Genomic DNA, 20,228 nt, shown 5'->3' with positions numbered 1-20,228 from the left:
CATATCCGCGCCGTTTCAGGTGTCTCACGCCGCCGTGCGTGAGGTTAAACGGGAAGTCGGTGCGCCCTTTGGGCTAGTCCGACGCTGCCCCCGCAACGGTAAGCGAGCGACGTCATCACGATGCCACTGTGCAGTTTCTGCATGGGAAGGCGATGGCTTCATGACCCTCGTAAGCCCGGAGACCGGCCTGATTCTTAGAACCTGTCTACCATCTGCTGCGCGTCGGCACTGCTGCGTTAAAAACAGGCTCGGAATGCTCATGTACAAAAGTACACTCCGCTTCCTTGCCTCTTTTTGCCTTGCATTGCTCTAGCTCGCGGAATCGTAAACAGGTTCTTAGGGATGTTGTGCGCTGCCAGTGATGCAGCGGCAACTCCCAACTGTTTGGCAACCCGCGGTGGGCGGGCGTTGACGCCGATCGTGGGTGCCTGTGCGCCCGTGTTTTGCTGTTGCGCGTTTCCATCGGGATTGCCGTGCCTATCCCTTTTGCGATGGAAGCATCATGGCGCGCTATCCCCTGTCTCAACTCTCTGTTTCCCTTGCCCTGTGCCTGGCCGGTACGGCTGTGGCGGGCGAGTCCCCGGTCAATTTGCCGGCCACGACCATTCAGGCCAAGGCTGCTGCGGAGGGCGAAAGCGATCTGCATACGCCCAGCAGCAGTGGTTCGCGCTTGGGCCTGACGGCCCTGCAAACCCCTGCCAGCACCAGCAGCCTGAGCGGCGCGCAGGTGCGCGGGCGCAACAACCTCAGCGTGCAGGACGCGGTCACCCGCACCCCTGGCATCAGCAGCATTGGCAGCCCCGGCAATGGCGGCACCGCACTGTCGGCGCGCGGCTTTACCGGGCACAGCGCGACCATGCAGCTGTACGACGGCACCCGTCAGTATGTCGGGGCCGGCACCGTGACCTTCCCGGTCGACACCTGGTCGGTGGAGCGCGTCGACGTGCTGCGCGGCCCGGCCTCGGTGCTGTACGGCGAAGGCGCGACCGGCGCGGTGATCAACGTGGTGCCGAAAAAGCCCTTTACCGGCGCCATCAGCAACCAGCTGCGCTTCGGTTACGGCAGCGACGATCGCCGCCAGGCCGCGCTGGACAGCGGTGGTTCGCTCAGCGATGCGTTGAGCTACCGGCTCAACCTCAATCAGCAGGCCAGCAATGGCTGGGTCGATGACGGCGAGTCGCAGAGCCAGGCGTTGAGCGCGGCCCTGCGCTGGGATGCCAGCGATGCGCTGAGTTTCACCCTGTCCCATGATCAGGGCGATCAGGACCCGCAGCGCTACCTGGGCACGCCGCTGGTCGCCGGCCAGTACCGCGAGAGCCTGCGCGAGAGCAATTACAACGTCGATAACGCCGAGATTCGCTACAACGACCAGATCACCCGACTGGTCAGCGACTGGCGGATCAACGATGCCCTGAGCGCCAGCAACCAGCTCTACTACATCAAAACCCAGCGCTACTGGCGCAATGCTGAGTCCTACCGCTGGCAGCCGGGTGATCAGGTCAAGCGCAGCGATTTCTACGAGATCAAGCACACCCAGGAGCAGGTCGGCGACCGTCAGACCTTCACCCTGGAGCACGCCCTTTTCGGTCTGGATAGCCGCAGCGTGGTGGGCGTGGACTACAACCGTATTCACTTCGCCCGTCAGCACGACTTTGCCAGCAGCTTTACTGACAGCGTGCCGCTCGCCGGCAGCGGTGGTGGCCAGTACCAGAGCACCGATCCACTGGGGTACGGCCCGCGCGAACGCAATCTGGCGCGGCAATTCTCGCTGTTCGCCGAGAACCGCACCCAGCTGACTGAGCGCCTGTCGCTGGTCAGCGGTGTGCGCCGCGATCAGGTACATATCGACCGCAGTAACCTGGTTGATGACTCGCGTAAGGACCGCAGCCTCAGCGGCGATAACTGGCGCGCCGGCTTGGTCTTCGAGGTCACGCCCGAGCTGTCGCTGTATGGTCAGTATGCCACTAGCACCGAGGGCGTGAGCAACCTGCTGACACTCAACCCGACCCAGCAGCAGTTCGACCTGAGCGAGGCCAAGCAAACCGAAATCGGCCTCAAGCAGGCGTTCTGGAATGGCCAGGGCGAATGGACGCTGGCTGCTTACCATATCGTCAAGGAGAAGCTGCTCAGCCGCGCCACCCCGACCGCGTCGACCGAGCAGATCGGCCAGCAGTCGTCCGACGGCCTGGAAGCCACCCTGGAGCTGGCGCTGGGGCAGGGCTGGCAGGTGTCGGCCAACGCCGCGTGGGTGCGCGCCGAGTACGACGACTTCACGGAAGCCGGTGGTGACCGCAGCGGCAATCGGCCGACCAACGTGCCACGGCGCACCGCCAACCTGTGGCTGAGCAAGGCGCTGAGCGAGCAGGTGCAGGCCGGTGTCGGCGCGCGTTATGTCGATGCGCGCTACGCCGACACGGCGAACAACGTGACGCTGCCGAGCTACACCGTGGTCGATGCCAACATCGGCTGGCAAGTGCTGGCGGACGTGCGTCTGGGGCTGGAGCTGAACAACCTGTTCGACCGCCAGTACGCCACCACCGGCAGCAGCGATGGCCAGCAGTGGTACCTAGGCGCGCCGCGTTCGTTGTTCGTCACTGCCGATTACCGTTTCTGATGCCGCACTTGCAGATCAGCGACCTGGCCTGGTCGCCCAACGGCGAGCAGGCCTTGCTCGACGGCATCGACCTGGCGGTGGGCGACGGCCAGCTGGTCGGTCTGCTCGGCCCCAACGGCAGCGGCAAGACCAGCCTGCTGCGCTGCGCCTACCGTTTTCAGCGGCCTGATCAGGGCTGTGTCGAGCTGGACGGCGAAGCGCTGTGGAGCCGTTCGCCGCGCTGGTGCGCGCAGCGGGTGGCGGTGGTGTTGCAGGAGTTTCCCCAGGACTTCGGCCTCACCGTGGCCGAAGTCGCCGCCATGGGCCGCACGCCGCACAAGGGCCTGTTCGATGGCGATGATCAGGCCGATCTCGCCCTGGTCGAGCAGGCATTGGCGCGGGTGGGTTTGACCGAGCACAAGCGCCAGGCTTTCGCCCACCTTTCCGGCGGCGAGAAGCAACGTGTGCTGCTGGCCCGCGCGTTGGTGCAGCAACCGACGCTGCTGATCCTCGACGAGCCGACCAATCACCTCGACCCGCGCTACCAGCTGGAGCTGTTGCGGCTGATCAAAAACCTTGGCCTGGCAACCCTGGCCAGCTTCCATGATCTCAACCTGGCAGCGGCCTTTTGCGACCGCCTGTATGTGCTCGACCATGGCCGCGTGGTGGCCAGCGGCACCCCCGCCGAAGTGCTGACGGAAGCGCTGCTGGCCGAGGTGTATGGCGTGCAGGCGCTGGTCGACCGTCATCCCCTCGCGGGGCACCCGCGTATTACCTGGATCAATCCATGAAGCGTTTTCTGCATTACGCCCTCTGCCTGCCGCTGCTGGGCGCGGCCCTGTCTGCCCAGGCGGTTACCGTCACCAGCTGCGACCGTCAGCTGACCATCGAACAACCGCCGCAGCGCGCAGTCAGTCAGGACATCAACCTGACCGGCATGCTGCTGGCCCTCGGGCTGAAATCGCGGATGGTCGGTTACAGCGGCATCAGCGCCTGGAAAACTCCCAACCCCGAGCTGATGGCGCAGCTGGCCGACTTGCCCGAGTTGGCCGCGCGGCATCCGTCGCTGGAAAACTTGCTCAACGCCGAGGCGGATTTCTTCTTCGCCGGCTGGAACTACGGCATGCGCGTCGGTGGTGAAGTCACCCCGGCCAGCCTGGCGCGGTTCGGCATTCCGGTGTATGAGCTGAGCGAGTCCTGCGCCCATGTCATGCCACGCCGGGTGGCCAGCCTGGAGGATGTCTACAACGATCTGCACAACCTTGGCCGCATCTTCGCCGTGCAGCCTCGCGCTGAGGCGCTGGTGCAGGGCATGCAGCAACGGGTGGCGGCGGTGCGTGCACGCCTGGCCGATAGCGGCCCGGCGCCACGGGTGTTTCTCTACGACAGCGGCGAGGAAAGCCCGTTTACCGCCGGCCGCCTGGCCATGCCACAGGCGCTGATCGAAGCCGCTGGCGGGCGCAATGTGATGGATGAGCTGGCCGCGAGCTGGGTGCGCGTTGGTTGGGAAGCGGTGATCAGCAGCGACCCCGAGGTGATTCTGATCGTCGATTACGGCGAGCGCAGCGCGGCGCAGAAGCGTGACTTTCTGCTGCAGCACCCGGCCTTGCAGGGGCTGACGGCGATCCGTGAACAGCGCTTTGTGGTGCTGCCGTACCTGGCCGTCACTCCGAGCCTGGACAACGCCGCCGCCATCGAAACCCTGGCCGCCGCACTGCACCCGCAGGCGTTCGGTCAATGATTCGCAGCCCGCGCGCCTACCGCCTGTTGTTGCTGGTGCTGGCCTTGGCGCTGGCGCTGTCCTGCGCCGCGTCATTGGGCTTTGGCGCCGCGCCGGTGCCCTTGCCGAGTGTGCTGGAGATCCTCGGCCAGCGCCTGTTTGACTTGCAGCCGGCGCAGGCGGTGAGCAGCGCCCAGGACAGCATCGTCTGGCTGATCCGTGCGCCACGGGTGGTGCTCGGTGCACTGGTGGGGGCCGGGCTGGCGCTGGTCGGCACGGCGTTGCAGGCGGTGACGCGCAATCCGCTGGCTGATCCACATCTGCTTGGGGTCAGCTCCGGTGCGGCGCTCGGCGCGGTGATTGTGGTGCTCTATCTGGGTGAGTTTATCGGCCTGCTCAGCCTGCCGTTGGCGGCCTTTGTCGGCGCACTGGTGAGCATGCTGCTGGTGCTGGCGATTGCCAGTCGCGGCGGTCGGCTGGAGAGTGATCGCCTGTTGCTGGCCGGGGTGGCGGTGTCGTTTGTGATGATGGCAGCGAGCAACCTGCTGCTGTTTCTCGGTGATCACCATGCCGCCAGTTCGGTGATCTTCTGGATGCTCGGCGGCCTTGGTCTGGCGCGCTGGGAACTGCTGTGGCTGCCGGCGCTGTGCCTGGCGCTGGCCCTGCTGCTGTTGCTCGGTCTGGCGCGGGCGCTGAATGCGCTGATGGCCGGTGAACACAGCGCCGTCAGCCTGGGCCTGGAGCCACGTCGGGTGCGTTTGCTGGTGTTTGTCTGCGCCTCGCTGCTGACCGGGGTGCTGGTGTCGCTGAGCGGTGCCATCGGCTTTGTCGGGCTGATCCTGCCGCACGTGGCGCGCTTTCTGGTGGGCGCCGAACACCGTCGCCTGCTGCCGGTGAGTGCGCTGCTTGGCGCGCTGTTTCTGGTCTGGGTGGATGTCGCCGCGCGCACCCTGCTGGCCCCACAGGACCTGCCCATCGGCATCGCCACTGCGGCGATTGGTGGGGTGTTTTTCGTGCTTTTACTGCGTCGGCGCTGAATCGCTAAAGTTTTTTTCAGCGCTGCTGTAACGCCTGTTCGTCTCGTCGCTCTAGTTGAATGCCGGCACACAAAACCCTTTTCGTCCGGCCAACCCAGATCACCCGAGGATACGCACATGAACATGAAATCTACCGCTGCTACTGGTGCTGCTATCGCTTTCGCTGCTGCCAGCCTGTTCGCTGGTCTCTCAAGCACCGTAGCAGTGGCTGAAGAAGCCAAAGTACATTGTTACGGCGTCACGTCCTGCAAAGGCCAGAATGACTGCAAGACCGCCGAAAACAGCTGCAAAGGTCAGGGTGCCTGCAAAGGTCACGGCTTCAAGTCGATGACCCTCGCTGAGTGCAATGCCGCCAAAGGTACTGTCGGCGAGTAAGTGAGCCGGGGCGGCCGCCGTGCGGTTGCCCCGCATCACCCTGCAAGGAGCCAGCAATGAATGCTCAACGCGGCAATCTTGGTTTCGGCCTGGGCCTGCGCAGCACCTATTACCAAGCCATTCTCGAACAACGGCCGGCGATCGACTGGTTCGAGATCGTCTCGGAAAATTATCTGGTAGCGGGCGGCAAGGCCCTCTACTTTCTCGATGCCATCGGCGAGCAGTACCCGCTGGTGATGCATGGCGTGTCGCTGTCAATTGGCGGCCCGCATGAGCTGGACCGCGACTACCTGCGCCAGCTCAAACACCTCGCCGCGCGCGTGCAGCCGGCGTGGATCTCCGATCACCTGTGCTGGAGCCGGGGCAATGCCCACCAGCTGCATGACCTGCTGCCACTGCCCTACACCGAGGAGAGCCTGCAGCATGTGGCCGCGCGGGTGCGCCAGGTGCAGGACGTGATCGAGCGGCCGCTGGTGCTGGAAAACGTCTCCAGTTACCTGCGCTGCGCCGATGATCAGTTCAGCGAATGGCAGTTTCTCGCCGCGCTCAGCGAGTTGAGTGGTTGCGAGCTGTTGCTGGACGTCAACAATGTCTACGTCAGTGCACGCAACCATGGCTTTGATGCCTGGACTTTTATCAGCAGCCTGCCCAAGCAGCGCATTCGTCAGCTGCACCTGGCCGGCCACAGCGATTACGGCAGCTACCTGATCGACACCCATGATCAGCCGGTCAGTGATCCGGTCTGGCAGCTTTATCAACGCACCCTGCAGCACCTCGGCCCGGTGTCCACGCTGCTGGAGCGTGACGATCATTTCCCCGATCTGGATGTGCTGCTCGACGAGCTGAATACCGCGCGCCGGTTTGCCGCCCAAGCACTGCAAGGCACAGCGCAATGCGCCTGAGTGACTGGCAGGCGCAGGTGCAGGCCTACCTGCAGGGCCCCGATGCCCAGCCTAATCCGGCGCTGCAGGCCAGTCTGCTGGGTAGTGCGGCGCTGAGTGCCGAACAGGGCCTGGCGATTTACCACAACGCCTACCGCGCGCGTCTGCTGGAGGCCTTGCGTGGTGACTATCCGGCGGTGCATGGCTGGCTCGGTGATGAGGAATTCGATGCCCTGGCTCTGGCCTATCTCGACGCGCACCCCTCGCAGCATTTCAGCCTGCGCTGGTTAGGCGCAAAGCTGGCGGACTTTATCGACGGCTACCTGATTCCCGCACAGGCCGCGCCGCTCAGCGAGCTGGCGCGGCTGGAATGGGCCTTTACCCTGGCCTTTGATGCACCTGAAGGCCAGCCCCTGAGCCTGACGCAGATGGCCGAACTGCCGGCCGAAGATTGGCCGACCCTGCAGGTGCGTTTGCTACCGAGCGTGCAGTGGCTGGCGTGCCGGCATAACAGTCTGGCGATCTGGCGTGCGGGCAAGGAGCAGGATGACTTCCCCGGCAGCCAGCCACTGGTTGCGACAGAGACCTGTGTGGTCTGGCGTGATCAGCTGATTACCCGCTACCGCAGCCTGGCGGCCGATGAAGCGGCGGCACTGCAGGGCATGACTGTGCAGGGTTGGAATTTCGCCGAGCTGTGCGGCGAGCTGGCGAACCTGGGCGAACAGGCACCCGTGCAGGCGGTGAGCTGGTTGCGTCAGTGGCTGGCGGATGGGCTGTTGCAGCGGGCGGATCACCTCTCGCGTTGAGTGCTCTGTCCTGACAGGGCAATTTCCTTCAATACCCTGCGCCGTGCGCCTGTCAGCCTGGCACCTCCTTTGGTTGTGCTGACAGGTGTGTGATGAATACGCTGTTTTACTCCATGGCGGGTTTTGCCCTCGCTGCTTCGATCTCTCCCGGCCCGGTCAACCTGCTGGCGCTTAGTGCCGGCGCGACCCATGGGCTGCGCAGCAGCATGCGCCATGTCACGGGGGCGACGTTCGGCTTTACCGCGTTGTTGCTGGCTATGGGCCTGGGTTTGCAACAGCTGTTGCAGCAGTGGCCGGTGCTGACGCAATGGGTGGCCTGGTTTGGCGTCGCCTTTCTGTTGTACATGGCCTACGGTCTGGCCCGGGCTGACGGGCAGCTGAGTGGCAACGCCGCGCAGCAGCGCCCGTCGCTGTTCAAGGGCGCGCTGATGCAGTGGCTCAACCCCAAGGCCTGGCTGGCCTCGATGGCAGGCATGGGCGCCTATGCGGCAGATGGTGATCTGTGGCGGGTGGGGCAGTTCGCGGCGCTGTATTTCGTGATCTGTTATCTGTCGATCAGTTGCTGGGCGCTGGCCGGGGTTTACCTGCGCCAGTACCTGGAGAATCCGCTGTACCTGCGCCGGTTCAATCGCGGCCTGGCCTTGCTGCTGGTGCTGTCGGCGGTTTATCTGCTGGTCTGATCAGGCGCGGCGGTATTGCCCGGGGGTGGCGGCGAGCAGCTGTTTGAAGGTGCGCTGCAAGTGCGCCTGGTCGGCAAAGCCGGCGTCCAGCGCCACCTCGGCAATCGACTCGCCGCGTTTCAGCCCGGCCTGGGCCACTTGCACGCGGCAGTTGAGCAGGTAGGCATGCGGCGTCATGCCGTAGTGTTGGCGGAAACTGCGAATCAGGTACGAGGGCGATAGCTCGGCGGCGCTGCAGATGTCTTCCAGCTTGAGCGTTTGGGTGCAGTGCGCGCGGATAAATTCTGCGGCCAGACGAATGCGCGGGTTGTCCTCGCGGATCGGAGCCGGTGCGGGGGCCAGGCGCTGTTGCAGGGTGCTGAAATAGTCGATCAGGGCGCACTCTTTGCGCAGCTGATCGACCGACGCGGCGTTGAGCAGGTCGTATAGCTGATTGAGGCCGTTGAACAGTTCAGGGTCGCGGCTGAGGATGGCGGAGAAGGGCTGCAGTTGCGGGTTGTGGCCGAACCCCAGCTGGTGTTGCAGCTCGCCCAGCCAGGCGCTGTCGATATAGAACATGCGATACGACCAGGGCTGCCCATCCACGGGGTTGCAGGCATGCACGTCACCCGGGTTCATCAGTACCAGCGTGCCGGCCGCGACCTGCTCGCGCGCCTTTTCATTGAGGTAGGTGCTGCGGCCTTGGGTGATGGTGCCAATCGAAAAGCACTCATGGGAATGCTTGGCGTAGCACAACAGACGGCCATCGAGGGCTTCGCGCGTTTCCACGAAGGGCAGCGCCGGGTCGCGCCAGAAGCGTGGGGTGGTGGCCTGTTGCTCAGTGCTCATCATGCGTCCCTGGCGTAATCGTCGTATAGCCAGCGCTGACTATAGCGGCCGCAGGCGCTTGTTCAAACAGTCGAGCCGCTGCGCTCTGCACGGCGCGGTGCTTTGTCTTACCATGCCGGCTCCGCCTTGTTGCGAGCCGCGCATGTCTGCATTTTTGTTGCGTTACCGCGTTGCCCTGATCGTCCTGCTGATTCTGCTCGGCCTGCTGGCGAGCATCTGGCTGGCCGGGCGTTATGCCGAGCAGCGCGCCTGGCAGATTCGCAGCCTGGAGGCGCGCGGACAGTTGCAGCTATATGCGCAGTCGATCCACACCCTGGTCGAGCGCTTCCGCTCGGTGCCCGAAGTGCTGGCGCTGGACAGCGATATCAAGTCGCTGCTGCGTGCGCCGACCGATAGCCTGCTGCGCAGCAAGCTCAACGAGCGCCTGGAACAGCTCAACAGCGCCGCCGGTTCCAACGTGCTGTACCTGCTCAACGCGAAAGGCGAAACCCTGGTGGCCAGCAACTGGCGTGACTGGAGCAGTTTTGTCGGCAACAACTACGCCTTCCGCCCGTATTTTCAGGATGCCGTTCGCCAGTCCTCCGGGCGCTATTTTGCGGTGGGCGTGACCACCGGCATCCCCGGCTATTTTCTCTCCCATGCGGTGCGCGACGACGACGGCACGGTGCTCGGCGTGCTGGTGGTCAAGCTGGAGCTGGAAGAGTTGCAGCGCGAATGGGCCAGCCAGCCCGGCGTGCTGCTGGTGGCCGATAGCTACTCGGTGGTTATCCTCAGCAACCGCCCGGCCTGGCGTTTTCTCGCCCTCGACAGTTTGAGCGAGCAGGCCCGCGCCGAGCTGGTGGAGGTGCGCAAATACGCCGAACAGGCGTTGCAGCCGCTGGCCAGCACGCTGCGCCGCCAGATCGACAGCGACAGCCAGTGGCGCCGGGTCGATGGCCCGGATGGCCCGCGTGATTATCTCTGGCAACGCCAGGCCCTGGGCGATGAAGGCTGGACCCTGCACCTGCTGCACGAGCCGAAAACCCTGGTCGACAGCGTGCGCAGCTACCGCCTGGCCGCCGCCGGGGTGTGGATGACCCTGGCGTTTCTGCTGCTCTACCTGGCCCAGCGGCGTAAGACTCAGCGTCTGCAGGCCGGCATTCGTGAACGCCTGGAGCGTGAAGTGGCGCTGCGTACCGCCGAGTTGCGCGAGGCTCAGGAAGGCCTGGTGCATGCGGCGAAGATGGCGGCGTTGGGGCAGATGTCGGCGGCCATGGCCCATGAAATCAACCAACCGCTGACTGCCATGCAGATGCAGCTTGGCAGCCTACGTTTGCTGCTCGATAGCGGTCGCCAGGACGATGTGCGCGAAGGGCTGCAGCGTATCGATGGCCTGCTGCAACGCATTGCTGGGCTCACCGGTCACCTGAAAACCTTTGCCCGCAAAAGCCCGGCGGGTCTCAGCGAGCGTCTGCGTTTGAGCGATGTGCTGGAGCAGGCGCTGCAATTGCTGGCGCCGCGCCTGCGCAGCGAACAGGTGCAGCTGCACAGCGAGATCGACAGCGAGGCGCGGGTGCTGGGTGACGCGATTCGCCTGGAACAGGTGCTGCTCAATCTGCTGAACAATGCCCTGGATGCCATGGCGGACAGCACCGTGCGGCAACTGCAGATTCGTATCGAGCGCCAGGCCGAGCAGTGCCTGCTGAGCATCGCCGACAGCGGCGGCGGCATTGCCAGCGAGGCGCTGGAGCATGTGTTCGAGCCGTTCTTTACCACCAAGCCGGTGGGTGCCGGACTGGGCCTGGGGTTGGCGGTGTCCTACGGTATCGTCCGCGAACTGGGCGGCAGCCTGGAGGCGGCCAATGGCGAGCAGGGCGCGGTGTTTACCCTGCGCCTGCCGGCCGCACCCTAAATCATGTGGGAGGGGCTTTAGCCGCGAAACACGGGTGTCTTTGTCGCGGCTAAAGCCCCTCCCTCTAGGCGGTATTCCATCGTCAGTTGCTGAATCGCCACAGGAGTGTTGTTTTCCCAGATTCCTTCCGGGCTACACTGCCCGCCGATTTAAAGAGGGGGAAATGCCATGACTGGGCAGGTAATAGTCGTCGACGATGAAGCGGCAATCCGCGAGGCCGTGCAGCAGTGGCTGGAGCTGTCCGGCTTTCGCGTGCACAGCTGTGCCACGGCGCAGGCCGCGCTGGCGCTGGTCGACCGTGACTACCCCGGCATCATCATCAGCGATGTGCGCATGCCCGGCACCGATGGCCTACAGCTGCTCGACAGCGTGCTGGAGCGCGACCGCGACTTGCCGGTGATTCTGATCACCGGGCATGGCGATGTGCCGATGGCGGTGCAGGCGCTGCGCCAGGGCGCCTATGACTTTATCGAAAAGCCCTTTACCCCCGAACGCCTGCTCGACAGCGTGCGCCGCGCGTTGGACAAACGCCGTCTGGTCTGTGAGAACCGCCAGCTGCGTCAGCAGTTCGCCCTCAAGGACCATATCGAGGCGCAGCTGCTCGGCGTCTCGCGGTCGATGGAAACCCTGCGTCGGCAGATCCTCGAACTGGCCGGCACCTCGGTGAATATCCTCCTGCGTGGCGACACCGGCAGCGGCAAGGAGCGGGTTGCCCGTTGCCTGCATGATTTCAGCAACCGCGCCGGCAAGCCGTTTGTCGCGCTGAACTGCGCGGCGATTCCCGAGCACCTGTTCGAGAGCGAGCTGTTCGGCCATGAAAGCGGCGCCTTTACCGGCGCCCAGGGCAAGCGTATTGGCCGCATCGAACATGCCGACGGCGGCACGTTGTTCCTCGATGAGGTGGAAAGCCTGCCGCTGGCCCAGCAGGTCAAACTGCTGCGCGTGTTGCAGGAGAAAACCCTGGAGCGCCTCGGTTCCAACCGCAGCATCCAGGTCGACCTGCGGGTGATCAGCGCGGTCAAGCCGGATCTGCTCGATGAGGTCAAGGCTGGGCGTTTCCGTGAAGACCTCTACTACCGGCTGAATGTCGCCACCCTGCGCATTCCGCCGCTGCGCGAGCGCCGTGAAGATATTCCGCTGCTGTTCGAACACTTCGCCAACCAGGCCGCGCAACGCCATGGCCGTGAGACACCGAGCCTGGCACCGAGCGAGCTGACCCGGCTGCTCGGGCACGACTGGCCGGGCAACGTGCGCGAGCTGATCAACGCTGCCGAACGCCATGCCCTGGGCTTGAGTGGCGGTGTGGAGGGCGACGATGGCCTGCCGCAACAGTCGCTGGCCGAGCAGATGGAGGCTTTCGAAGCACAGTGCCTGCACCGCGCCCTGCAGCATTGCCAGGGCAATATCGCCGAAGTCATGACACTGCTGCAGCTGCCACGCCGCACCCTTAACGAGAAGATGCAGCGCCACGGTCTACTGCGCAGCAGCTATCGGCCGGCCGGCAGTGCTGATGACGAGTGAGAACTAGTCGGCGGAATTTCGCTTATCCAGGTTTTTGCACTGGCGGATTTCCGCTCACCATCGCCGCCAGGCGGGCCGTGTTTGGCAGGTTAAAGGCTCTAGCACGGGCTTTTCTCTCACTGGCACGGCATCTGCTATAGCTCTTGTCAGCCAGGCACTCGATTGCCTCGGCCTCATAAGAAAGACAAGAGGTGAATCCCATGCACTGCCCCGCAGCATCTGCGCGCCTGTCGCGCTCGGCATCCACTGCCCATCTCTTGTGCGCTCGGCTCAGGCCGCGCGTGAGCCTCTGCTCCTTTTCGCCATTGCGTTAGTCCCGGCGCTGCATTGCCACCTGGGTGGCGCGCAGCGTCTACAGTGAAAACCTCTGCATAAAGCCATAACAACGACGGAGATTCTTCCATGCGAATGACCAAACGATTCAGCCTGTTTGCTGCTGCCGCAGCCTTTACCGCGAGCACCGCGGTACTCGCCGCCCCGACCTTTATCAACGTGCTGACCGGTGGTACCAGCGGTGTGTACTACCCGATTGGCGTAGGCCTGTCGCAGCTCTACGGCAACGGCATCGACGGCGCCAAAACCTCGGTGCAGGCGACCAAGGCCTCGGTGGAAAACCTCAACCTGCTGCAAGCCGGTCGCGGTGAACTGGCCTTCGCCCTCGGCGACTCGGTAGCCGATGCCTGGAATGGCGTGGAAGACGCCGGCTTCAAGGCGCCGCTGAGCAAGCTGCGGGCGATTGCCGGCACCTACCCGAACTACATCCAGATCGTTGCCAGCAAGGAATCCGGTATCACCACCCTGGCGGATCTGAAAGGCAAGCGCATCTCCGTCGGCGCGCCGAAATCCGGCACCGAGCTGAACGCCCGCGCCATCTTCAAGGCCGCTGGCCTGAGCTATGAAGACATGGGCAAGGTGGAGTTTCTGCCGTACGCCGAGTCGGTCGAGCTGATCAAGAACCGTCAGCTGGATGCCACCCTGCAGTCCTCGGGCCTGGGCATGGCGGCGATTCGCGACCTGGCCGCGACTCTGCCGATCAACTTTGTCGCCATCCCGGCGGAGATCACCGCGAAGATCGACAACGCCGCCTACCAGGCTGCCTCGATTCCAGCCGGCACCTATGACGGTCAGGACAGCGATGTACCGACCGTGGCCATCACCAACATCCTGGTCAGCCATGACGGCGTATCCGATGAAGTGGCCTACCAGATGACCAAACTGATGTTCGATAACCTCGAGCGCCTGGGCAACGCCCACTCGGCGGCCAAGGACATCAAGCTGGAAGGCGCCGCCAAGGGCCTACCGATTCCGCTGCATCCGGGTGCCGAGCGCTTCTACAAAGAAGCCGGCGCACTGTAAGGCTGCTGAAGGGTTGAGGGTGTAGGTTGGCGCTGTGCGCAGCGTCAACCTCTCCGGACACGAGCTAGAGCTGCGAATAAAACCGGCGTGCAGGCCACGGCAGGTTTTGTTGGCGACTCTTGCGCTATCGACGTTGTAACGAGGGTGTGACCTTCATGAGTGAGCAAAACCAAGGCCTCGCCGCCAACCCCAGCGATTGGCCGAAAGCGCTGTTTTATGTCGCGCTGCTGTTCTCCATCTTCCAGATCATCACCGCGGCCTTCCACCCGGTATCCAGCCAGATTCTGCGTGCCGTGCATGTGGGCTTTCTGCTGCTGGTGGTGTTTCTCTGTTTTCCCGCCCGTGGCAAGGAGCAGCCTTGGCAGCCGCTGGCCTGGCTACTGGGCATGGCCGGCATGGCCACGGCGTTTTACCAGTGGTATTTCGAAGCCGATCTGATTCAGCGTTCCGGTGATCTGACCCAGAGCGACATGGTCGTCGGCCTGGTGCTGATCGTGCTGGTGTTTGAAGCCGCTCGGCGGGTGATGGGCATTGCCCTGCCGCTGATCTGCGCGCTGTTTCTCGCCTACGGCCTGTTCGGCCAGTACCTGCCGGGCGACCTGATGCACCGTGGCTATGCCATCGACCAGATCGTTAACCAGCTGGCCTTCGGCACCGAGGGGCTGTACGGCACGCCGACCTATGTATCGGCCACCTATATCTTCCTGTTTATCCTGTTCGGCGCGTTCCTCGAACAGGCCGGGATGATCAAGCTGTTCACCGATTTCGCCATGGGCCTGTTCGGCCACAAACTCGGCGGCCCGGCCAAGGTGTCGGTGGTGTCGTCGGCGCTGATGGGCACCATCACCGGTTCGGGCGTGGCCAACGTGGTCACCACCGGCCAGTTCACCATCCCGCTGATGAAGCGTTTCGGCTACAAGCCGGCGTTTGCCGGTGGCGTGGAAGCGACCTCGTCGATGGGCAGCCAGATCATGCCGCCGATCATGGGTGCGGTGGCCTTTATCATGGCCGAGACGATTAACGTGCCGTTCTTCGAGGTGGCCAAGGCCGCGTTGATTCCGGCGCTGCTGTATTTCGGTTCGGTGTTCTGGATGGTTCACCTGGAAGCCAAGCGCGCCAACCTGCAGGGGCTGCCGAAAGACCAGTGCCCGAATCCTTGGACGGCGATCAAAGAGCGCTGGTATCTGCTGATTCCGCTGTTCATCCTCATCTACCTGCTGTTCTCCGGACGCACGCCGCTGTTCTCCGGCATGGTCGGCCTGGCCCTGACCGCCATCGTGATTCTCGGCTCGGCGATCATCCTGCGGGTGTCGTCCAAGGTCATGCGCTTTGCCTTCTGGATTGCCCTGGGCGTGCTCTGCGCCGGCTTCTTCCAGCTCGGTATCGGTGTGGTGTTTGGCGTCGTCGCGCTATTGGTGGCGGTGTGCTGGTTTATCAAAGGCGGCCGCGACACCCTGGTGATCTGCCTGCATGCGCTGGTGGAAGGCGCACGCCATGCCGTGCCGGTGGGCATTGCCTGCGCCCTGGTGGGGGTAATTATCGGCGTGGTCTCGCTGACCGGGGTGGCTTCGACTTTTGCCGGCTACATCCTCGCCATCGGCCAGGACAACCTGTTCCTCTCGCTGGTGCTGACCATGCTCACCTGCCTGGTGCTGGGCATGGGCATCCCGACCATTCCCAACTACATCATCACCAGTTCGATTGCTGCGCCGGCGCTGCTGGAGCTGGGCGTGCCGCTGATCGTGTCACACATGTTCGTGTTCTATTTCGGCATCATGGCCGACCTTACGCCGCCGGTGGCGCTGGCCTGTTTCGCAGCCGCACCGATTGCCAAGGAAAGCGGCCTGAAGATCAGCCTGTGGGCGATTCGCATCGCCGTGGCCGGGTTTGTGGTGCCGTTTATGGCGGTCTATGAGCCGGCGCTGATGCTGCAGGGCGACAGTCTGTTGGCCACCCTTTATGTGGTGCTCAAGGCACTGCTGGCCATCGGCATCTGGGGAGTGGTGTTTACCGGTTACCTGCAGGCCAAACTGAGCTGGTGGGAGCGCGCGCTGGGCTTTGCTGCCGGTGCCAGCCTGATCCTGGCGACACCGATGAGTGACGAGATCGGCTTCGCCCTGGCTGCGCTGTTTATCGCCCAGCACTTCTGGCGTGCGCATCGCGCCCAGGTAGCGGCGGCGTGATCGGCCTGTGCCTGGGTTTGGCGGGCGCGGTATGGGCAGAAGTGCCCACGCCCAGCTTTACCCTGGCCTGGACACACACGATAGAGAAGATTCGTTGGGAAGAGGATTACCGCGTGACGCCTGAGGGATTGCTGCTCGGCGAAGCGCGGGTCAAGGGTTCCGGGGCCGGTATGGAGATTCCAGACGGCGCCGAACTGCGCGAGGGCAGCTGGCATTACCAGCGTCAGCTACCACCCTTGCAACCACTGCGTTTGGGGCGAACCCCCGAGGCAGGGGATTATCAACTGTGTTTCAACCAGCGTTGCCACTCGATGAGTGAATGGCTCGGCCCGCCACAAGCGACCCAGCCGGCGTTGGAACTCTGGAGCTGTGAGCAAAGCTCCCCGGCCGCCTCGGCGGCAGGCCAGGACGACGGCTAAGGCGGCGTCTGCTCCCGGGCCACAAGCCCTGGTTGTTGTAGAGGAGAACCCCCATTTGGCCCAGCCGGTGGGGGTTTTGTTCGTTTGCAGTAAGGGTTAGCTTCAGCCGATTGACTGACAAGCAGGATGTTATGAGCACCATCACCTATTACCTGGACATGCAGCACCCCGAGCAGATCCGCGCCAAGCCGCTGCCGGCTGACCTGAGCGTGGTGGAATGCCATCTCAAGCAGTTTCAGCTCAACCGCTTTCTCTACCAGCTGGTTGGTGAGCCCTGGCAGTGGACCGACAAACTCAGCTGGACGGACGCGCAGTGGCGCGAACTGATTGAGCAGCCCAATCACCGCACCTGGGTGGCCTATCACCAGGGCGCCATCGCCGGCTATTACGAGCTGCTGCGCGATGCCGACGGCGCGGTGGAGATTCTCTATTTCGGCCTGGCTGAGGCCTTCTTCGGCCAGGGTTTTGGCGGCCCGCTGCTGACTCACGCCCTGCAATCTGCCTGGGCCTGGCCCGGCACCACCAAGGTCTGGGTGCATACCTGCAGCCTGGATCACCCCAGCGCGCTGGCCAACTACCAGGCGCGCGGCCTGCGTATCTACCGTGAAGAGGTCGAGGTGGACGCGTCCTAAGAGGGTCTACGCTTGCAGGGTCGCCCACTTATTTCAGGAGCCGCTTATGCACCGCGTTCTTAGCAACCCCCTGTTACTCAGCCTCTGCCTGTTGCCCGCCCTGGCCAGCGCGGTGGACATCCAGCCCGGCCTCTGGGAAATCAGCTCGAACAATATGCAGGTCGGCGGCCAGGCAGTGTCGGGGATGGAACAGATGCTCGAGCAGATGAAAAACCTGCCGCCCGAGCAACGGCAAATGATGGAGCAGATGATGGCCCAGCAAGGCGTGCAACTGGGCGACAAGGGCGTGCGCATCTGCATGAGCGAAGCGCAGATCAAAGCCCAGCAGATCCCCATGCAAGACCCCGAGTCCGGCTGCAGCAATGAAGTCACCGAGCGCAGCGACGAGCTGTGGAAATTCCGCTTCAGCTGCCCCAACGGCCAGGGCGAAGGGGAGACGCGCTTTGTCAGCGACAAGGAATTCACTTCAACGGTCAACGGCACCTTCGACGGCCAGAGCAGCAGCATGCAAAGCCACGCGCGCTGGGTGGCGGCGGATTGCGGGACGTTGCAGCCGCAGTAAGCCGCTGAGGTGAGTCACTGGCCGTTAAGCGGGTCGCTGATGCCGTGGCGTTCCTTCAGCGTCTGCACCAGCTCGGCCTGGCTGGTGAGGAAGGCGTCGAACTGCTTGATCACTTTGGGGTGGTTGATGCTGGAAAGGAAGTAGTGGTCATTCTGATAGGGCAGTTTGGGGTCGAACACCAGGCTGTTTTCCGCGCTGTTGTAGAACTGATGACGCACCACTTGCGGGTTGAGGTAAACGCCGTCGACGCGGTCACTCATGGCCATGGCCAGCAGCGAGTCGATCTGGTTGGCCTGGATCAGCAGGATCTTGCCGGCCTTGATGTCATTCAAGTACGGCCAGGGGGTAAAGCCGCGCTGGGTGCCGAGGCGGCGCAGGCGCTGTGTGCCCTTGCCGAGAAACTGCGGCTTGACCAGCACGCCATCGATGGCCGGCGCCGCTGCCTGGCTGTAATGCAGGGTGTGGCCTTGTTTCAGGTCGCCATTCCAGCGCGGGTTGTCCGGGTATTTGAAATCCACCCGGTTGCTGAGAAATTCGCTAAGCAGGCGCCGCACCGGCAGTGGTTGGTAGATAAATTCATGGCCCTGGTGCGTGGCGAAGGCGTCGAGCAGGTCGCGGCCGTAACCCAGATATTGACCATCCTGCACGTTGGAGTAAGGCAGGTAGGGCTGCAGCTCGACCCCGATCTTGAAGGTCTCTGCCTGTGCCGACGACAGCAGCTGGAATGACAGGCATGCCAGCAAGGGCAGCAGGAGTCTCATGGACGACATCTCGTACAGCGACCCTAAGGCCTTAGCCAAACCATAGCTAATAGCTCGGCAAAGCGGGAGTTTTGCCACAGAGATAATCTGACCCAAAGTGCAAAAAACCGCCGGGTAAAGGGCCGTAATGGCCGCCAATACTGGCCTTGCGCCTGCACGAATGAGCTATGGCTGTTACCCTGTACCCCGCAGCCGCCGGTTTTGCGGCTGTACGAGTAGGGCAATCCGTCCTCGTGCGCGTAATGCGTGCCACACGCCAAAGGAGCATTCCATATGGAAAAAGACCCTTCGTCTGACACGACCCCGCAACCAGAAGCGGCAATTCTGGACGGCATCCCCGCCCCTTCGGGCGAGGCTAATCTGATCGATACCGACTACGTCATCGGTCAGGACAACATCAAAGGGCAGTTCTCTTTCTCCCTCGACATCCACGGCAAGGTTTTCAGCATTTCGGCACTGACCATCGTGCTGTTTGTGGTGCTGACCCTGGCCCTGCAAAACCAGGTGGAGCCGTTGTTCAGCGCCATGCGCGGCTGGCTCACCCATCACCTGGCCTGGTTCTTCCTCGGTTCGGCGAACATCTTCGTACTGCTCTGCCTCGGCCTGATCGTCTCGCCGCTGGGTAAGGTACGCCTCGGCGGTATGGATGCCACGGCGGACTACAGCTACGTCGGCTGGTTCTCCATGCTGTTCGCCGCCGGTATGGGCATCGGCCTGATGTTCTACGGCGTGGCCGAGCCGATGTCGCACTTCTCGGCAGCCATGGGCGGGGTCAGCGTCGGTGAAGACGGCTTACGCACCGACTGGGCGCCCCTGGCTGGCGCTGCCGGTGATGCCGAAGGCGCAGCGCGCTTGGGTATGGCCGCGACCATCTTCCACTGGGGCCTGCACCCCTGGGCGATCTACGCCATAGTCGCCCTGGCGCTGGCGCTGTTCTCCTTCAACAAGGGCCTGCCGCTGTCGATCCGCTCGATCTTCTATCCGATTCTCGGTGAGCGCGTGTGGGGCTGGCCGGGGCATATCATCGACATCCTCGCGGTGTTCGCCACCCTGTTCGGCCTGGCCACCTCCCTCGGCCTGGGTGCGGAACAGGCAGCTGCCGGCCTGGACAAACTGTTCGGCATCGCCGCCACAGACGCGAGCAAGGTACTGCTGATTATCGGCATCACCGCCATCGCCCTGGTGTCGGTACTGGCGGGTTTGGACAAGGGCGTCAAACGCCTGTCCGAGCTGAACATGGGCCTGGCCATTTTGTTGCTGCTGTTCGTGATCATCGCCGGGCCGACCCTGGCCATCCTCACCGGCTTCTTCGACAACCTCGGCGCTTATCTGCAGCATCTGCCGGCGCTGTCCAATCCGGTCGGCCGTGAAGACGCCAACTTCAGCCAAGGCTGGACGGCCTTCTACTGGGCCTGGTGGATCAGCTGGTCGCCGTTCGTGGGCATGTTTATCGCCCGCGTCAGCCGTGGCCGCACCGTGCGTGAGTTTCTGATTGCCGTGCTGCTGGTGCCGTCGCTGGTGTCGGTGCTGTGGATGACCGCCTTCGGTGGCACCGGCATCAGTCAGCTGGTCAGCGATGGCTTTACCGGTGTGCAGGACGCCGCGCTGGAGCTGAAGCTGTTTGCCATGCTGGCGGAACTGCCGTTGGCGGAGATCAGCTCGTTTATCGGCATCGTGCTGGTGATCGTGTTCTTCGTCACCTCGTCGGACTCCGGCTCGTTGGTGATCGATACCATCACCGCCGGCGGCAAGGTCAACGCGCCTGTGCCGCAGCGGGTGTTCTGGGTGGTGATCGAGGGCATCATCGCCATCGCCCTGCTGCTCGGCGGCGGCCTGGTAGCCCTGCAGGCCATGGCGGTGTCGACGGGGTTGCCGTTTACCATCGTGCTGCTGGTGGGCTGTGTGTCGATCGTCAAAGGCTTGATGAGCGAACCGCGCTGACCGCTGTTGGCAGGTAGTACAAGAGCGCGCCTTTGGGCGCGC

18 protein-coding genes and 1 riboswitch are annotated in these 20,228 nt (G+C 63.6%); of the genes, 16 read left to right on the top strand and 2 right to left on the bottom strand.

Annotated features, from left to right (window positions below):
• Window positions 1-206, top strand: a riboswitch (cobalamin riboswitch).
• 296 nt (window positions 207-502) lie between these two features.
• The 8 genes from RHP75_RS20935 (at window position 503) to RHP75_RS20900 (ending at window position 8,092) form a co-directional block, all read left to right on the top strand.
• Window positions 503-2,614 (top strand): TonB-dependent receptor, encoded by a 2,112-nt coding sequence (locus RHP75_RS20935; protein WP_311089878.1) that lies wholly within the window; start codon window positions 503-505, stop codon window positions 2,612-2,614.
• Complete coding sequence (locus RHP75_RS20930; protein ID WP_311089877.1) at window positions 2,614-3,384, top strand: ABC transporter ATP-binding protein; 771 nt, start codon at window positions 2,614-2,616, stop codon at window positions 3,382-3,384. Before RHP75_RS20935 ends, RHP75_RS20930 begins: the two co-directional genes overlap by 1 nt.
• Window positions 3,381-4,334 (top strand): ABC transporter substrate-binding protein, encoded by a 954-nt coding sequence (locus RHP75_RS20925; RefSeq protein ID WP_311089876.1) that lies wholly within the window; start codon window positions 3,381-3,383, stop codon window positions 4,332-4,334. Before RHP75_RS20930 ends, RHP75_RS20925 begins: the two co-directional genes overlap by 4 nt.
• Complete coding sequence (locus tag RHP75_RS20920) at window positions 4,331-5,350, top strand: iron ABC transporter permease (protein WP_311089875.1); 1,020 nt, start codon at window positions 4,331-4,333, stop codon at window positions 5,348-5,350. The genes RHP75_RS20925 and RHP75_RS20920 overlap by 4 nt, the downstream gene beginning before the upstream one ends.
• A 117-nt stretch (window positions 5,351-5,467) precedes the next feature.
• On the top strand, window positions 5,468-5,725 hold the full coding sequence (locus tag RHP75_RS20915; protein ID WP_090378569.1) for a hypothetical protein: 258 nt from the start codon (window positions 5,468-5,470) through the stop codon (window positions 5,723-5,725).
• 56 nt (window positions 5,726-5,781) lie between these two features.
• Entirely contained in the window at window positions 5,782-6,627 is an 846-nt protein-coding gene (locus RHP75_RS20910) for a DUF692 domain-containing protein (RefSeq protein WP_282874527.1), read from the top strand.
• Window positions 6,618-7,412, top strand: a complete 795-nt coding sequence (locus RHP75_RS20905; RefSeq protein WP_311089874.1) for a DNA-binding domain-containing protein — start codon at window positions 6,618-6,620, stop codon at window positions 7,410-7,412. Before RHP75_RS20910 ends, RHP75_RS20905 begins: the two co-directional genes overlap by 10 nt.
• 92 nt (window positions 7,413-7,504) lie before the next feature.
• Window positions 7,505-8,092, top strand: coding sequence for a LysE family translocator (locus RHP75_RS20900; RefSeq protein WP_311089873.1), 588 nt, complete (start codon window positions 7,505-7,507; stop codon window positions 8,090-8,092).
• Here RHP75_RS20900 and RHP75_RS20895 read toward each other — a convergent pair whose 3' ends face one another.
• The gene (locus RHP75_RS20895; protein ID WP_311089870.1) at window positions 8,093-8,920 is read right to left on the bottom strand and encodes an AraC family transcriptional regulator; all 828 of its coding nucleotides are present in this window, start codon (window positions 8,918-8,920) and stop codon (window positions 8,093-8,095) included. It lies immediately after the preceding gene.
• Window positions 8,921-9,062: 142 nt separating this feature from the next.
• Here RHP75_RS20895 and RHP75_RS20890 point away from each other — a divergent pair, with 142 nt between their 5' ends.
• The 7 genes from RHP75_RS20890 (at window position 9,063) to RHP75_RS20860 (ending at window position 17,484) form a co-directional block, all read left to right on the top strand.
• The gene (locus tag RHP75_RS20890) at window positions 9,063-10,811 is read left to right on the top strand and encodes an ATP-binding protein (RefSeq protein WP_311089869.1); all 1,749 of its coding nucleotides are present in this window, start codon (window positions 9,063-9,065) and stop codon (window positions 10,809-10,811) included.
• A gap of 168 nt (window positions 10,812-10,979) precedes the next feature.
• Entirely contained in the window at window positions 10,980-12,332 is a 1,353-nt protein-coding gene (locus RHP75_RS20885; protein WP_311089868.1) for a sigma-54 dependent transcriptional regulator, read from the top strand.
• A gap of 402 nt (window positions 12,333-12,734) precedes the next feature.
• Window positions 12,735-13,688, top strand: a complete 954-nt coding sequence (locus tag RHP75_RS20880) for a TAXI family TRAP transporter solute-binding subunit (RefSeq protein ID WP_311089867.1) — start codon at window positions 12,735-12,737, stop codon at window positions 13,686-13,688.
• A gap of 155 nt (window positions 13,689-13,843) precedes the next feature.
• On the top strand, window positions 13,844-15,871 hold the full coding sequence (locus RHP75_RS20875) for a TRAP transporter permease (RefSeq protein WP_311089866.1): 2,028 nt from the start codon (window positions 13,844-13,846) through the stop codon (window positions 15,869-15,871).
• Window positions 15,868-16,290 carry a DUF1850 domain-containing protein gene (locus RHP75_RS20870; RefSeq protein WP_090250993.1) on the top strand — a complete coding sequence of 141 codons (423 nt, stop codon included), beginning with the start codon at window positions 15,868-15,870 and terminating at the stop codon, window positions 16,288-16,290. The genes RHP75_RS20875 and RHP75_RS20870 overlap by 4 nt, the downstream gene beginning before the upstream one ends.
• A gap of 131 nt (window positions 16,291-16,421) precedes the next feature.
• Window positions 16,422-16,922 (top strand): GNAT family N-acetyltransferase, encoded by a 501-nt coding sequence (locus tag RHP75_RS20865; protein WP_311089865.1) that lies wholly within the window; start codon window positions 16,422-16,424, stop codon window positions 16,920-16,922.
• A gap of 46 nt (window positions 16,923-16,968) precedes the next feature.
• Window positions 16,969-17,484 (top strand): DUF3617 domain-containing protein, encoded by a 516-nt coding sequence (locus tag RHP75_RS20860; protein WP_311089864.1) that lies wholly within the window; start codon window positions 16,969-16,971, stop codon window positions 17,482-17,484.
• A gap of 14 nt (window positions 17,485-17,498) precedes the next feature.
• Here RHP75_RS20860 and RHP75_RS20855 read toward each other — a convergent pair whose 3' ends face one another.
• Window positions 17,499-18,245: a hypothetical protein gene (locus RHP75_RS20855; RefSeq protein WP_311089862.1), complete on the bottom strand. Its 747-nt coding sequence runs from the start codon at window positions 18,243-18,245 to the stop codon at window positions 17,499-17,501.
• Window positions 18,246-18,518: 273 nt separating this feature from the next.
• On the opposite strand from RHP75_RS20855, the gene RHP75_RS20850 reads away from it, so the two are divergent.
• Complete coding sequence (locus tag RHP75_RS20850) at window positions 18,519-20,186, top strand: BCCT family transporter (RefSeq protein ID WP_311089861.1); 1,668 nt, start codon at window positions 18,519-18,521, stop codon at window positions 20,184-20,186.
• The last annotated feature ends 42 nt before the right edge of the window (window positions 20,187-20,228 follow it).

Origin of the sequence: Pseudomonas sp. SG20056, assembly GCF_031764535.1 — a bacterium.
Classification (GTDB): Bacteria; Pseudomonadota; Gammaproteobacteria; order Pseudomonadales; family Pseudomonadaceae; genus Aquipseudomonas.
This window is presented reverse-complemented; position numbering and strand designations above follow the sequence as displayed.